This is a genomic window from Stenotrophomonas sp., from assembly GCF_059505245.1.
Map to the genome: position 1 here is coordinate 114,201 of NZ_JCACKF010000011.1, position 14,936 is coordinate 129,136.

Genomic DNA, 14,936 nt, shown 5'->3' on the forward strand with positions numbered 1-14,936 from the left:
CCCGCAGTTACGCGGGCTTGGGGGTAGCCGCCTGGGTCCAAAGGGGCCTCAACTGAGGTTTAACTCATTCCCACTCAATAGTCGCCGGCGGCTTCCCCGAGATGTCATAGACAACCCTTGAAACCCCCCGCAACTCATTGATGATCCGGTTGCTCACCGTCCCCAGGAACTCATACGGCAGATGCGCCCAGTGCGCCGTCATGAAGTCAATCGTCTCCACGGCCCGCAGCGCAATCACCCACTCATAAGCGCGCGCATCGCCCACCACGCCCACCGACTTCACCGGCAGGAACACGGCAAACGCCTGGCTGGTCTTGTCGTACAGGTCGGCCTTGCGCAGCTCATCAATGAAGATGGCATCGGCCTTAGCCAGCAGTTCCGCGTATTCCGGCTTCACTTCGCCCAGAATGCGAACGCCCAGGCCCGGGCCCGGGAACGGATGGCGGTAGACCATGGTGCGCGGCAGGCCCAGCTCAACGCCCAGGCGGCGCACTTCGTCCTTGAACAGCTCGCGCAGCGGCTCCACCAGGCCCAGCTTCATGTGCTCCGGCAGGCCGCCCACGTTGTGGTGGCTCTTGATCACATGCGCCTTCCCGGTCTTGCTGCCGGCCGATTCGATCACGTCCGGGTAGATGGTGCCCTGCGCCAGCCACTTGGCGTTCTTCAGCTTGTTCGACTCTTCGTCGAAGATCTCAACGAACAGGTTGCCGATGATCTTGCGCTTGGCTTCCGGGTCGCTCACGCCTGCCAGCGCGGCGAAGTAACGGTCGGCGGCATTCACGCGAACGACCTTCACGCCCATGTGCTCGGCGAACATCGCCATCACCTGGTCGCCTTCCTGCCAACGCAGCAGGCCGGTATCCACAAACACGCAGGTCAGCTTCTCGCCGATGGCCTTGTGCAGCAGCGCAGCCACCACGGACGAATCGACGCCGCCGGACAGGCCCAGGATCACTTCGTCATCGCCCACCTGTTCGCGCACACGGGCGATCTGGTCGTCGATGATGTTGGCGGCGGTCCACAGGGTCTGGCAGCCGCACACGTCCACCACGAAGCGGCGCAGCAGCGCCTGGCCCTGCAGGGTGTGGGTCACTTCCGGGTGGAACTGCACGCCGTACCAGCGCTTCTCTTCGTTGGCCATGGCGGCCACCGGAATGCGGTCGGTGGTGGCGGTGATGGTGAAGCCCGGCGGTGCAACGGAGACGTGGTCGCCGTGGCTCATCCAGACATTCAGCTTCGGCTCGCCGCCGTGGTCGCTCAGGCCCTTGAACAGCGCATCCGGGTTGATCACGTTCACTTCGGCGTGGCCGAACTCGCGCTGATCCGCCGCTTCGGTGGCACCGCCCAGCTGCGCGGCCAGGGTCTGCATGCCGTAGCAGATGCCGAAGATCGGCAGGCCGCTGTCGAACACTTCCTGCGGCGCGGCTGGCGCACCCGGCAGCGTGGTCGATTCCGGGCCGCCGGACAGGATGATGCCCTTGGCGCCGAACGCGGCGATCTCGGCCGGGTTATGGTCCCACGCCCAGATTTCGCAGTAGACGCCCAGCTCGCGGATGCGGCGGGCAATCAGCTGCGTGTACTGCGCGCCGAAATCGAGGATGAGGATCTTGTCGTTATGGATGTTGGTCATGGCGCCCCGGCAATGCAGTAGGGAAAACGAAATCAGATTTACGGCGGCAGATGGAGAAAGAGGAACGGGAAGTGCTTCCCCGTTCCTCTTTGCTCGGCCCGCGTCAGGCGCGGTAGTTCGGCGGCTCTTTGGTGATCGTCACGTCGTGGACGTGGCTCTCACGCTGGCCGGCGCCGCTGATCTTCACGAACTTGGGCTTGCTGCGCATCTCGTCGATGGTGGCGCAGCCCACGTAGCCCATGGTGGCGCGCAGGCCGCCCATCAGCTGGTGGATGATGCCTCCCACCGGGCCGCGGTACGGCACGCGGCCTTCAATGCCTTCCGGCACCAGCTTGTCGGCGGTGGCGGCGTCCTGGAAGTAGCGGTCCTTCGACCCCTTCTCCATGGCAGCCAGCGAACCCATGCCGCGGTAGCTCTTGTACGAACGGCCCTGGTACAGCTCGGTCTCGCCGGGCGACTCCTCGGTACCGGCCAGCAGGCCGCCGACCATGATGGTCGAGGCACCGGCGGCCAGCGCCTTGCCGATGTCGCCGGAGTAGCGGATGCCACCGTCGGCGATCAGCGGGATGCGGTCCTGCAGGGCTTCGGCCACCAGATCGATGGCGGTGACCTGCGGCACGCCGACGCCGGCGACGACGCGGGTGGTGCAGATCGAGCCCGGGCCGATGCCGACCTTGACGGCGTCCGCGCCGCTGTCCAGCAGCGCCAGTGCGGCTTCGCCGGTGCAGATGTTGCCGCCGATGACCTGCACGTTCGGGAAGCTCTTCTTGACCCAGCTGACGCGGTCCAGCACGCCCTGCGAGTGGCCGTGCGCGGTATCGACCACGATCACGTCCACGCCGGCGGCGACCAGCGCTTCCACGCGGCGATCGGTATCGCCACCCACGCCGACGGCAGCGCCGACCAGCAGGCGGGTCGACAGATCCTTGGCAGCGTTCGGGAAGTCGGTGTTCTTCTGGATGTCCTTGACGGTGATCAGGCCACGCAGCTCGAACGAGTCATTGACCACCAGCACCTTTTCGATGCGGTTGCGGTGCAGCAGCTGCAGCACTTCGTCAGACGCGGCGCCTTCCTTGACCGTGATCAGGCGATCCTTCTTGGTCATGATGTGGCGGACCGGATCGTCCAGCTCGGTCTCGAAGCGCATGTCGCGGTGGGTCACGATGCCGGCCAGCTGGCCGTCGCTGCCCACCACCGGCACGCCGGAGATGTTGTGCGCCTGGGTCAGGGCCAGCACGTCGCGGATGGTGGTTTCCGGGCCGACGGTGATCGGGTCGCGGATGACACCGGCCTCGAACTTCTTGACCTTGGCCACTTCCGCGGCCTGCTGTTCCAGGCTGAGATTCTTGTGGATGATGCCCATGCCGCCGAGCTGGGCCATGGCGATGGCCAGGCGGGCTTCGGTGACGGTATCCATGGCTGCGGACAGGATCGGAAGCTTCAGCTTCAGGTCTCGGGTCAACCGCGTTTCGAGGTTGACGTCCTTGGGCAGGATGGTCGAGTGGGCGGGGACGAGCGAGACGTCGTCGTAAGTGAGTGCTTCAGCCTGGATGCGCAGCATCGGCATACCCGAGATGTGGGGAAGCGCGACATTTTACCCTGTTTTCGCGTCGCGTGGCAGGGGGTAGATGCGACGCAGTGTCGCGCGGGCGGCGATTGGTTCAGGGCGGCTTGGGTGGGTGCCAACCTTGGTTGGCACCTACCAGGAGCGAGTCATCGGCCTGCCTTTGGTGGGTGCGGACCGTTGGTCCGCACTACCCTTCAGACACCTGTGCCCCAGCATTGCGCCGACCAACGGTCGGCACCCACCTTAAGAGGATCACTCGGGCCAGCCCTGAGCCGCCTTTGGCAGGTGCCAACCTTGGTTGGCACTAACTGCCAGAGGCCTTCACCCCACCTGGGGTCCGGGTGCCGGACGGATCGTGCCAACCAAGGTTGGCACCTACCAGGAGCGAGTCATCGGCCTGCCTTTGGTGGGTGCGGACCGTTGGTCCGCACTACCCTTCAGACACCTGTGCCCCAGCATTGCGCCGACCAACGGTCGGCACCCACCTTAAGAGGATCACTCGGGCCGCCCTGGAGCACCTTTGGTAGGTGCCAACCTTGGTTGGCACGATCCGTCCGGCCCCGGCACCCCAGATGGGCCGATGGCTCCGATGGATGTGTGCCAACCAAGGTTGGCACCTACCAGGAGCGGATCATGCAGGGCATCCAAGCCACCCGGCATTTGCCTTTGGTAGGTGCCAACCTTGGTTGGCACGATCCGTCCGGCACCGGCACCCCAGATGGGCCGATGGCCCTGATGGATGTGTGCCAACCAAGGTTGGCACCTACCAGGAGCGGGTCATCGGCCTGCCCGGCATTGTGCCGACCAACGGTCGGCACCCACCAACAGCAGATGTCCCCAATCGCAGGTCAGCTCAGCGCTTCCGCCGCTTCCAGGGTGTTCTGCATCAGCGTGGCCACGGTCATCGGGCCCACGCCACCCGGCACCGGGGTGATCCAGCTGGCCCGCTGGGCAGCGGCCTCAAACCCGACGTCACCCACCAGCCGGCCGTCGTCCAAGCGGTTGATACCGACGTCGATCACCACCGCGCCCGGCTTCACCCACTCGCCCGGCACGATGCCCGGGCGGCCCACCGCCACCACCAGGATGTCGGCGTTGCGCACGGCCTGTTCCAGTACGTCCTTGGGGGTGAACTTGTGGCAGCTGGTCACGGTGCAGCCGGCAATCAGCAGTTCCAGGCCCATCGGGCGGCCGACGTGGTTGCTCACGCCCACGATGGTGGCGTTGCGGCCGCGCACCGGCTGGTCGGTGTGGCCCAGCAGCGTGGTGATGCCGCGCGGGGTACACGGGCGCAGGCCGAACTCGCGCAGGGCCAGGTGGCCGACGTTTTCCGGGTGGAAGCCGTCCACGTCCTTGCGCGGGTCGATGCGCTGTATCAGCCGGCGCGCATCGGGGATGCCCGGCAGGGGCAGCTGGATCAGGATGCCGTTGATCTTCGGATCGGCGTTGAGCTGGTCGATCAGGTCGAGCAGCTCGGCCTCGGTGGTCCCGGCCGGCAGATCGTAGTCATGCGCCTCGATGCCGACCTTCTCGGCGGCACGGCGCTTGTTGCGCACGTACACGGTCGAGGCCGGGTCGCCACCGACCAGCACCACGGCCAGGCCCGGACGGCTCCCGCCGGCAGCCACGCGGGCGTCGACGCGCACCTTCAGGCTGTCGAGCAGGTCCTCGGCGATGCGGCGGCCGTCAAGGATGCGGGCAGGATGCTGGGGGGCGGAATCGGTCATCGGGAGCAGGCGTGGGGCGGCGGGGACGCTATTGTCCCTGATTCAGGCCCCCTCGCCCACCGCAGGATGGGGTCCTGACGGGGTCGGATCCCTTTGCCACAGGCAAAGGGCTCTGACCCCAGCACAACGTAGCGGGTCAGAGCCCTTTCCGCTGGGAAGGGATCCGACCCGCAAACGTTATTCTTCCTCTTCCGGCACGTCCTGCGGGTTCAACGTCTTGCTTGCCCGCTTCGGCGCGGTGAACGGCGTCGGCGTCGGCACGCCCTGGCCTGAATTGCCGAACACCATCTTGGCGCCGGCATTCAAGCCACCACCGGCAATCTCCAGCTCGAAACGCTCGGCATCGCGGCGACGGATCTGCTCGGCAATCTCCACCGCGTCGTCTTCATCCGCACCCAGTTCCACCAGCGCGGCCTGGCCGAACAGCACGGCCGATTCAAACGTCTCGCGGATCTGGAAATCGACGCCGGCATGGATCAGCCGCAGCGAATGCTCGCGGTCGAACGAGCGCACCATCAGCTTGGCCTGCGGGAACTCGTGCGCCACCAGTTCGACGATGCGGTCGGCGGCCTCGGCCTTGTCCACGCACACCGCAATCGCACGCGCGGTCGCCGCGCCCGAGGCATGCAGCACGTCCAGTCGCGTACCGTCGCCGTAGTAGATCTTGAAACCGAAACGCGCAGCGCTCTGGATCATCTCCACGTCGTTGTCGATGATGGTCACGTCCACGTCGCGCGCCAGCAGCGACTGGCTGGCGACCTGGCCGAAGCGGCCGAAGCCGATCAGCAGCACACTGCCGGACAGGCCCTCGGCCTCGTCCACGCCGTCCATGTTCACCGTCGGCTTCGGCGCGATGCGCTTGTAGACCAGCACCACCAGCGGGGTCAGCGCCATCGACAGCACCACCACGGCGGTGAAGTTGGCATTGATCTCCAGGTTGATCACGCCGGCTGAGGCGGCAGCGGAGAACAGCACGAAGGCGAACTCGCCGCCCTGCGCCATCAGCACGCCGCGATCCAGCGCCTGCGCGTGGTCGCTACCCATGATGCGCGCCACCACGTAGATGCACAGCGCCTTGGCCACCATCAGCGCCAGCACCAAGCCGAGGATCAGCTGCCAGTTGCCAGCCACCACGCCCAGGTCCAGCGCCATGCCCACGCTGAGGAAGAACAGGCCGAGCAGGATGCCGCGGAATGGCTCGATGTCCGCTTCGATCTGGTGACGGAAGGTCGACTCGCTCAGCAGCACGCCGGCCAGGAACGCGCCCATCGCCATCGACAGGCCGGACAGCTGCATCAGCAGCGCCGCACCCAGCACCACCAGCAGCGCGGCGGCGGTCATCACCTCGCGCGCCTTCGATTCGGCCAGCACGCGGAACAACGGATTGAGCAGGAAGCGGCCGACCAGCACCAGGCCGACGATGGCGCCCACGCCGATCGCCACCGACAGCCAGCGCGAGCCCTCGCCGTCGGCACTGCCCGCGCTCGGGCCCATCCACGCCACCAGCGCCAGCAGCGGCACGATCAGCAGATCTTCGAACAGCAGGATGGAGACGATCTTCTGCCCCGACGGCAGCGCGATGTCACCGCGCTCGGCCAGCAGCTGCATCACCACTGCGGTGGATGTGAGCACAAAGCCGGTGGCACCGATGAAGGCCACCTGCCACGGCAACCCGAACAGCTTGGCGATGCTGGTCAGCACCAGCGCACAGGTGACGATCTGCAGCGTGCCCAGCCCAAAGATCTCCTTGCGCAGGCTCCACAGGTGCGAGGGCCGCATTTCCAGGCCGATCACGAACAGGAACATCACCACGCCGAGTTCGGCGGTATGCAGGATGGCCTGCGGGTCGGAGAACCAGCCCAGCCCGAACGGCCCGATCGCCAGGCCGGCGGCGAAGTAGCCCAGCACCGAGCCCAGGCCGGCCCGACGGAACAAAGGCACCATCACCACCGCCGCGCCCAACAGGGCGACGACCTTGACCAGCTCGCTGGTCGCTGCTTCTACCGCCATGCGGTGTGTTCCCCAAGATCCAGAATCGCGTTCAACAATAGAGCAATGCCGAGGACGGCAATAGCACGCATGTTGCGCCGGATTGTCTTGGAGATGGAACGATACCGGGAGTGACCCCCAGCATCATCCCGAAACCATGTATGCGCCTCAATGGGTGCCAACCATGCACCCGCTTCGGTGGGTGCCAACCGTGCACCCGCTTCGGTAGGTGCCAACCTTGGTTGGCACGAAAACGCCGACCAAGGTCGGCATCTACCAAGGCATTCGCCGGCCAGCCTCACCCACCCCGGCAGAACGCGGCGTAATCGATATATCCGGGGAACGGCACGCCCGGCGCGCACACCGGGCACTGCGGGTCCGGCCGGATGCCGGATCCCGAACCCATGCACCCGCCGGTAGGTGCCAACCTTGGTTGGCACGAAAACGCCGACCAAGGTCGGCATCTACCAAGGCATTCCCCGGCCAGCCTCACCCACCCCGACAAAACGCGGCGTAATCGATATACCCCGGTAACGGCACGCCCGGCGCGCACACCGGGCACTGCGGGTCCGGCCGGATGCCGGTCTCGCGGAAGCGCATGCCCAGCGCATCGAAGCGCAGCAGGCGGCCGACCAATGGCTCGCCGATGCCCAGCAGCAGCTTCAGCACCTCGGTGGCCTGCAGCACGCCCGCCAAGCCGGGCAGCACGCCCAGCACACCGGCCTCGGAACAGTTCGGCGCGAACTCCGGCGGCGGCGGCTCGGGGAACAGGCAGCGGTAGCACGGCGCCACGCCACGCTGGCGGCCAGCGTCAAACACGCTTACCTGGCCGTCGAAGCGCTCGATGGCGGCGTAGACCAGCGGCGTGGCGTGCTTGATGCAGGCGTCGTTGAGCAGGTAGCGCAGCGGGAAGTTGTCCGACCCATCCAGCACCACGTCGACGCCCTCCAGCAGCGCATCCACGTTCTCGGAAGTGACCCGCTCAGGCACCGCCTCGACGTCGATCGACGGGTTCAACGCCAGCAGCCGCTCGCGCGCCGAATCGACCTTGAACTGGCCGACGCTGGCTTCGGTATGCACGATCTGGCGGTGCAGGTTGCTGCGCTCCACGCGGTCGTGGTCGGCGAAGCGCAGGTGCCCTACCCCGGCGGCGGCCAGGTAGAACCCAGCCGGTGCGCCCAGCCCACCCGCGCCCAGCACCAGCACGCGCGACTGCTGCAGCCGGCGCTGGCCGGCCTCGCCCACCTGTGGCAGCAGCAGGTGGCGCGAATAGCGATCGTAGAAGTCGCGGTCGGCGGCGCTGGCCAGCGGCTGCACCAGCGGCAGCGACTGCTCGCGCCAGGCCACGGTGCCGCCGGTCACGGAAGCGACGCGGGTGTAGCCGGCCTCCAGCAGGAACTGCGCGGCGTCGGCCGAGCGCTTGCCGCTCTGGCAGATCAGCAGGATCTCTTGGTCGTGCCGCGGCAGGTGTGCGGCCGGGTCGGCCTGCAGCTCGCCCTTGGCCACGCCGCGCGCGCCCTCGGCCATGCCGCCGGCCCGTTCGTGTGCCTCGCGCACATCGATCAGCACCGCGCCATGGGCCAGGCGCTCGCGTGCCTGCGCGGGGGAAATCTCTTGGATGCTCATGGCCGCATTATCGCGCACGTGGCGGCAGGCCGCCTTGACCAGCATCTGTAGAGCCGAGCCTATGCTCGGCTCTACGGATCCACCGCAGGCCTGCGGTAGCGCCCGCCCTGCACCCGGGGTCAGATCCCTTTTCCGGAGGAAATGGGATCTGACCCCATTCTCCGCAACGAAAAAGGCGGCCCTGCGGCCGCCTTCTCGTGAATCACTTGCCCTTGACGTGCTTCATCAAGCGCCGCTTGGCCTTGACCTGCCGCTCGGTGAGGACGTTCTTCTTGCCCTCGTACGGGTTGGTACCCTCGCGGAAGATGAAGCTCACCGGCGTGCCGATCAGCTTGAAGCGCTTGCGGAAGAAGTTCTCCAGGTAGCGCTTGTACGACTCCTGCAGTTCCTTCAGGCGGGTGCCGTGCACGATGAAGGTCGGCGGGTTGGAACCGGCCGGATGCACGTAACGCAGCTTGGAGACGTGGCCGCGGATGGTCGGCGGCGGATTGGTCTCGTAGGCCACTTCCAGCGCCTTGTTCACTTCGCTGGTGGTGAACGTCTTGTTCGCCGATTCGTGCGCGCGGTGCACCGCGCGGAACAGCTCACGCAGGCCGGAACCATGCTTGGCCGATATGCGCACGGACTCGGCCCACGGCACGAAGCCCAGCTTCAGCGACAGCATGGTTTCGGCCTGCTCGCGCTGGTACTCGGTCAGGCCATCCCACTTGTTGATGGCGATCACCAGCGCGCGGCCGGCATCGAGCACGGCACCGAGCACGGTGGCGTCCTGGTCGGTCACGCCTTCGGTGGCGTCGAGCATCAGCACGGCCACCTGGCACTGCTCGATCGACTGCATGGTCTTGACCACCGAGAACTTCTCGACGACCTCGTCCACGCGCGACCGGCGGCGCAGGCCGGCGGTGTCGATCAGGCGGTATTCGCGGCCGTCACGCTCCAGGTCCACCGCGATCGAGTCGCGGGTGGTGCCCGGCACGTCGGAGGCAATCATGCGCTCCTCGCCGAGGATGCGGTTGACCAGGGTCGACTTGCCCACGTTCGGGCGGCCGACGAAGGCGATGCGGATGCGGTTCGGATCGTTGTCCAGCTCTTCGCCGCTGCCTTCTTCCGGCAGGCGCTGGATCACTTCGTCCAGCAGGTCGTCCAGACCCTGGCGATGCGCGGCCGACACGGTCAGCATCTCGCCGAAGCCGTAACGGGCGAACTCCGAACGCACGGTGTCCTCGTCGGTGCCGTCGATCTTGTTGATCAACAGCAGCGTCGGGCGCGACAGCTTGCGCAGCCAGGCCAGGATCTCATCGTCCATCGCCGAGGTACCCTCACGGGCGTCGACCACGAACAGGATCAGGTCGGCTTCCGCCGCAGCGGCGCGGGCCTGGCGGGTGGTAGCCCCTGCCAGACCCTCTTCCTCTTCTGCGATACCGCCGGTGTCGACGACGAGGAAATGATTGTCCTCGTCCAGCCGGCAGACACCGTAGTTGCGGTCGCGGGTGACACCCGGCTGGTCATGGACCAGCGCGTCACGGGTGCGCGTAAGCGCATTGAAAATAGTCGACTTGCCGACATTCGGCCGTCCAACCAGGGCGACCAAAGGCAGCATCGCGATTACTCCAATTTTTAATTTGCCAACCGGAAGGCGGTCAGCTTGCCATCAACGTTCTGCACCAGCAGCACCCCGTCTGCGACGACCGGCTGGGCCAGCAGGGCGTCGCCGCCACTTTTTGCCCGTGCCGCCATCGCACCATCGGACGCCTGCAACCAGTGCACGTATCCCTTGTAGTCGCCGACCACCACGTAGTCGCCGTGCAGCGCCGGGCCGGTCAGCGAACGACGGGCCAGCGCGGTCTGCGACCACATGGCCGCGCCGCTGGCCTTGTCCAGGCCGAACACGCCGCCCTTGTTGTCGGTGACGAACACATTGCCCGACGACACCGCCACGCCACCGGCACCGCCATGGTCGCGCGCCCACAGCGGGCGACCGGTCGGGCCTTCGATGGCCATGGTCTGGTTCTTGAAGCTGCTCACGTAGAGGGTGTTGCCCTCCAGCACCGGCGCGCCGTCGACGTCGGCCATGCGCTCCAGCTCGGTGCGGCCTTCGCCGTTGCCGAGGTTCTGTTCCCACAGCGTGCGGCCGTCCTGCTGGGCCAGGGCCGCAACCGCGCCCTCGTCCTTGCCGATGAACAGCACGCCCGGGCCGGTCACCACCGGCGCGTTGCCACGCACGGTCAGCGCCGGCAGCTCGCTCGGGTTGAACCACTTCTGGGTGCCGTTGCCGGCATCGAAGCCAGTAACGCGGCCGTCGTTGCTGCGCACGTAGACCATGCCCTGGGCAACGGCCGGCGCGGCGATGACTTCACCCGGAACACGGGCGCGCCACTTCTCGCTGCCATCGTTGATATCCAGCGCGATGACCTGGCCATCCAGCGTGCCGATCACGACCAGGTTCTCACCGACACCCGGGCCGCCGGACAGGCGCAGCTTGGCCTTCTTCTTTTCCTTCTTCGGCTCCCAGGTCCAGACCTTCTTGCCGGTCTGCAGGTCGATGGCGTGCACGCCACCGGTGATCGCCGCAGCGAACACGTGGCCGTTGGCCACTGCCGGGCCCTGGCGCACGCCGATGCGGCGCTCGCCCTTGCCGAGGTTGACCGACCAGGCCTTGCTGACCTTCACGGTCGGCTCGAACTTGACCAGCTCAGCCGGTTCCTGTGCCTTCTTCGCGGCCGCGTCCTTGCCGGCGAACCAGCCCTTCATGGTGCTGCAGCCGGTCAGGGCCATGCCCATCAGGAGCACGGTGGCGACGCGGGTGATCATGACCTTCTGACTCATCAAACCGACTCCGCAGGGGCGGCGACGGTGCCGCCGGCGTCCATAACCTTGGTTTCCAGCAGGCGCCGCTGCGGCGCTGCCACGTCCAGCGTCTTCAGCGCCTTCTCGTACTGTGCACGGGCGTCATCGCGCTTGCCCTGCGCCATCAGCGCATCGCCATGGATTTCCAGGCTGCTGCTGTCGGTGGCGCTGCCCAGCAGCTTGATGGCCTCGTCGCTCTTGCCGGTGGCCACCAGCAGGCGGGCCACACGCTGGTCGACCACGCGCTGCAGGTCACCTTCGACCTTCACATTGCGCAGGGTTGCCAGTGCCTCTTCATTCTTGCCGGCGTCGACCTGGGCCTTGGCCAGCTGCAGCGCCGCGAGGTCGCCGTAGATGCTGGACGGGCCGGCTTCGAGCGCCTTGACCGCCTTGGCGGCGTCGTCAAGCTTGTTCTGCTGCAGGCCCTGAAGGGCCTTCTGGTACTCGACATTGGCCGAGGCCAGCTTGCCGCCCTGATCCTTCTGGTACCACTGCCAGCCGGCAATGGCACCGATGGCGATGACTACGCCACCGAGGATGCTGGCGCCATTCTTCCGCAGCCAGCTGCGGACGCGTTCACTTTGTTCGTGCTCGTCGAGCAGATCGTCGATCGCCATGCGTACTCTCGCCCCGCCCGTCGGGAGGGACCATTGGGATTATCGAAGGTGGTGAAACCGCGCCTCAGTGCGAAACCGGGACAACGGAGCCTTCAGAGGATACCTGAAAGCGTGCCACGTTGGCTCGCTGGTAGGGGGTCAGATCGACGATAGCGCCGTTCTGCTGAACCTGGACCGCCGAGGCGTTGCCCAGGGTCACCCGGGTCACCTGGCCCGGCGTGAAGCTGCGGGTCTCGCCGGACCTGATCAGCGCCTTCTCGACGGTGCTGCCGTCCGGGCCGCCGATGTCGACCCAGCTGTCGCCGCTGAACTGCATTTCCAGCGCGTTGCCGGCAGCCGCCGGAGCCGGCGCCGGGCGCGGCACCGGGGCCAGCGAGGCCACGTACGGGGTGGCCGCCGGCTTGCTGGCCGGGGCGGTGGCCGCTTCGGCCGGCGCGACAGCCTCGGCACCGGCCGTGGACGGGGTGACCGGCACGGCGGCCGGGATCACATCCAGCGAGGCGGTGCTCGGCGACGGGGTCGCGCTGCCGTCGAAGTGGCCACGGGTGGCGAACCACACCGGCACCGCCAGCACCGCGGTGATGCCGACATACAGCACGCGCCGGCCGAGGTTCTCGGCGATGCGGCGCGCACGCGGGGTATGGGTATGGCTGACCAAGGTGGGCGGAACCACCGGGCCGACCTGGGCCTGTTCCAGCAGCTGGCCGACATCCACGTCGAGCAGGCGCGCATAGCTGCGCAGCTGGCCACGCACGAACACCGGCGCCCCCAGCTTCTGCCATTGTTCCTCTTCCAGCGACTTGACCACCTGGACCGGCATGCGCAGGCGCGAGCCGACATCTTCGAGGGTCAGTCCGGCCGCTTCGCGGGCCTGGCGCAGGCGGGTGCCGCAGCCGGCCGCAGTCTCGAGAGCGCTCACAGTCTGGTCATCAATCACAATGCATCAACCCTGGAGTTAGGAGCCCGCGTCCTGCGGAAATTCCTGTCGAATCCGCTGCAGATAACGATCAGATGCCGCCCGATCGCCCAGCTTCACTTCGATTTGAGACGCAAGTTGTAACACGGAACGCGTTGCGGGTGCAGCCGCAATCCTACGTTCGGCGAAGGCCCGGGCCTCCATGTAGCGGCCCTGGCGGTAGCTCAGCTGGGCCATGGACTCCAGCGCGACCGGGTTGGCCGGGGCCGCCACGAGCGCCGCACGCAGGTCGCGTTCGGCACGTTCAAGCTGGCCCGCATCCAGTGCGCAGCTGCCGGCATTGGCCTGGGCTTCGCCCGGGGTGGCATAGCCCGGCGCCTGCAACGCGCGGTCGAACCAGACCAGCGATTCGGCCGGCTGGCCCTGCTGGCACAGCCAGGCACCGTAGTTGTTGAGCACGTCGCCGCGCTGCGGCGCCAGTTCGGCGGCCTTGCGGAAGTTCTCACCGGCCTGGCGGGTGCGGCCACGACGGTCATCGATGCCGGCCTGGAGCACCAGCGCATCGGGCGCCTCGGGCGCCAGCTTCAGTGCTTCGCGCACCTTGCGCTCGGCGGCATCGAGATTGCCGACCTGCATGTCGCGGGTCGCCAGCGTCAACAGGTCGCGCCAGCGCACTTCGCGCCGCACGCTTTCCGGGTCACCCACCGAATAGACCGGCGCCTGGCTCGGGCCGAGCTTGGCCTTGGGATGGGATTTGCAGCCGCCGACCGCAACGGCCAGCACGCCTGCGAGAAGCGCCAGCCAGAGGCGGTCAGGCCGCGGCATCGCTCCCCTTCCCCGCCTGCAGCGTCTTGTTGAACTCCGCCTGGCGGCGGGTGCGGTCCATCACCTGGCCCTTGAGCTGGCCACAGGCGGCGTCGATGTCGTCGCCACGGGTGCGGCGGACCATGGTCAGCACGTTGCTGTCGAGCAGGATCTTCTGGAAGGCGCGGATGTGCGCTTCTTCCGAACGCTCGTAGCGGGTGCCCGGGAACGGATTGAAGGGAATCAGGTTGACCTTGCCCGAATCCTTGGCCTGCACCGCGTTGTCGAACTGGCGCATCAGGCGGGCCAATTCGCGGGCATGCTCGGGCTTGTCGTTGATGCCCTTCATCAGGGTGTATTCGAAGGTGACCGATTCGCGGCGCTTGTTGGCGCGCAGGTAGCGTGCGCACGAGGCCATCAGCTCGGCGATCGGGTACTTCTTGTTGAGCGGCACAAGGGTCTCGCGCAGCGCATCGTTCGGCGCATGCAGCGACACTGCCAGCGACACGTCGCTCTCGGCGGACAAGCGGTCGATCTGCGGCACCAGGCCGGAGGTCGACAGGGTCACGCGCTTGTTGGCCAGGCCGTAGCCCAGATCGTCGCGCATCACGCTCATGGCGCGCACGACGTTGTCGAAATTCATCAGCGGCTCGCCCATGCCCATCATCACCACATTGGTGAGGCGGCGCATCTGGTGCGGCACGTTGCCCAGGTGGCGCGCGGCAACCCACACCTGGCCGATGATCTCGGCAGTGGTCAGGTTGCGGTTGAAGCCCTGGGTGGCGGTGGAGCAGAACGTGCAGTTCAGGCCGCAACCGACCTGCGAGGACACGCACAGCGTGCCGCGGGTCTTGTCCGGGATGTACACGGTCTCGATGGCGTTCTTGCCATCCACGCCCATCGCCAGCAGCCACTTGTGGGTGCCGTCGGCGGAGGGCTTGTCGAACACGATGTTCGGAACCAGCACCTCGGCATGGGCCTGCAGCTTGGCGCGCAGGACCTTGCCGAGGTCGGTCATTTCATCGAAATCGGTGACGTAGCGATGGTGGATCCACTTCATCACCTGATGGGCACGGAACTTCTTCTCGCCGAGAACCTCGACGAAGAACTTCTCCAGGCCCGCGCGATCGAGGTCGAGCAGGTTCTGCTTGCCAGCCGTGGGTGCCGACTTCGGCAGCGGCTGGATGGCGGGGGACTGTACGACCTCGTTCAC

Annotated in this window: 11 protein-coding genes; all 11 read right to left on the reverse strand. The window is 66.9% G+C overall.

The genetic code is table 11. From position 1 onward, the window contains the following. Nucleotides 1-64: 64 nt before the first annotated feature. The gene (gene guaA, locus AC5JLE_RS04380) at nt 65-1,630 is read right to left on the reverse strand and encodes a glutamine-hydrolyzing GMP synthase (RefSeq protein WP_069139962.1); all 1,566 of its coding nucleotides are present in this window, start codon (nt 1,628-1,630) and stop codon (nt 65-67) included. A 103-nt stretch (nt 1,631-1,733) separates the two neighbouring features. Continuing rightward, nucleotides 1,734-3,191 carry an IMP dehydrogenase gene (gene guaB, locus AC5JLE_RS04385; RefSeq protein ID WP_414613855.1) on the reverse strand — a complete coding sequence of 486 codons (1,458 nt, stop codon included), beginning with the start codon at nt 3,189-3,191 and terminating at the stop codon, nt 1,734-1,736. An 854-nt stretch (nt 3,192-4,045) separates the two neighbouring features. Next, a complete protein-coding gene (folD, locus tag AC5JLE_RS04390; protein ID WP_049402332.1) occupies nt 4,046-4,924 on the reverse strand; it encodes a bifunctional methylenetetrahydrofolate dehydrogenase/methenyltetrahydrofolate cyclohydrolase FolD in 879 nt (292 codons plus the stop codon). Nucleotides 4,925-5,101: 177 nt separating this feature from the next. Continuing rightward, nucleotides 5,102-6,934, reverse strand: a complete 1,833-nt coding sequence (locus tag AC5JLE_RS04395; protein ID WP_481445404.1) for a monovalent cation:proton antiporter-2 (CPA2) family protein — start codon at nt 6,932-6,934, stop codon at nt 5,102-5,104. A 468-nt stretch (nt 6,935-7,402) separates the two neighbouring features. Beyond that, nucleotides 7,403-8,539: a molybdopterin-synthase adenylyltransferase MoeB gene (moeB, locus tag AC5JLE_RS04400; protein ID WP_496065075.1), complete on the reverse strand. Its 1,137-nt coding sequence runs from the start codon at nt 8,537-8,539 to the stop codon at nt 7,403-7,405. A 202-nt stretch (nt 8,540-8,741) separates the two neighbouring features. After that, the gene (gene der, locus AC5JLE_RS04405) at nt 8,742-10,139 is read right to left on the reverse strand and encodes a ribosome biogenesis GTPase Der (protein WP_014646861.1); all 1,398 of its coding nucleotides are present in this window, start codon (nt 10,137-10,139) and stop codon (nt 8,742-8,744) included. 17 nt (nt 10,140-10,156) lie between these two features. After that, nucleotides 10,157-11,365 (reverse strand): outer membrane protein assembly factor BamB, encoded by a 1,209-nt coding sequence (bamB, locus tag AC5JLE_RS04410; RefSeq protein ID WP_046430197.1) that lies wholly within the window; start codon nt 11,363-11,365, stop codon nt 10,157-10,159. Beyond that, nucleotides 11,365-12,003 (reverse strand): YfgM family protein, encoded by a 639-nt coding sequence (locus tag AC5JLE_RS04415; protein WP_032960761.1) that lies wholly within the window; start codon nt 12,001-12,003, stop codon nt 11,365-11,367. Before AC5JLE_RS04415 ends, bamB begins: the two co-directional genes overlap by 1 nt. Nucleotides 12,004-12,067: 64 nt before the next feature. Then, nucleotides 12,068-12,940 carry a RodZ domain-containing protein gene (locus AC5JLE_RS04420; protein WP_032960759.1) on the reverse strand — a complete coding sequence of 291 codons (873 nt, stop codon included), beginning with the start codon at nt 12,938-12,940 and terminating at the stop codon, nt 12,068-12,070. Between the two features lie 18 nt (nt 12,941-12,958). Beyond that, nucleotides 12,959-13,744, reverse strand: a complete 786-nt coding sequence (gene pilW / locus AC5JLE_RS04425) for a type IV pilus biogenesis/stability protein PilW (protein WP_041863329.1) — start codon at nt 13,742-13,744, stop codon at nt 12,959-12,961. Next, the gene (gene rlmN, locus AC5JLE_RS04430; RefSeq protein WP_005409296.1) at nt 13,731-14,936 is read right to left on the reverse strand and encodes a dual-specificity RNA methyltransferase RlmN; all 1,206 of its coding nucleotides are present in this window, start codon (nt 14,934-14,936) and stop codon (nt 13,731-13,733) included. The genes pilW and rlmN overlap by 14 nt, the downstream gene beginning before the upstream one ends.

Bases quoted from the DNA above. Each gene is read 5' to 3' on its own strand.
- moeB (WP_496065075.1), bottom strand. From the start codon at position 8,539: ATGAGCATCCAAGAGATTTCCCCCGCGCAGGCACGCGAGCGCCTGGCC.
- der (WP_014646861.1), bottom strand. From the start codon at position 10,139: ATGCTGCCTTTGGTCGCCCTGGTTGGACGGCCGAATGTCGGCAAGTCG.
- guaA (WP_069139962.1), bottom strand. From the start codon at position 1,630: ATGACCAACATCCATAACGACAAGATCCTCATCCTCGATTTCGGCGCG.
- pilW (WP_041863329.1), bottom strand. From the start codon at position 13,744: ATGCCGCGGCCTGACCGCCTCTGGCTGGCGCTTCTCGCAGGCGTGCTG.
- AC5JLE_RS04415 (WP_032960761.1), bottom strand. From the start codon at position 12,003: ATGGCGATCGACGATCTGCTCGACGAGCACGAACAAAGTGAACGCGTC.
- guaB (WP_414613855.1), bottom strand. From the start codon at position 3,191: ATGCTGCGCATCCAGGCTGAAGCACTCACTTACGACGACGTCTCGCTC.
- folD (WP_049402332.1), bottom strand. From the start codon at position 4,924: ATGACCGATTCCGCCCCCCAGCATCCTGCCCGCATCCTTGACGGCCGC.
- bamB (WP_046430197.1), bottom strand. From the start codon at position 11,365: ATGAGTCAGAAGGTCATGATCACCCGCGTCGCCACCGTGCTCCTGATG.
- AC5JLE_RS04395 (WP_481445404.1), bottom strand. From the start codon at position 6,934: ATGGCGGTAGAAGCAGCGACCAGCGAGCTGGTCAAGGTCGTCGCCCTG.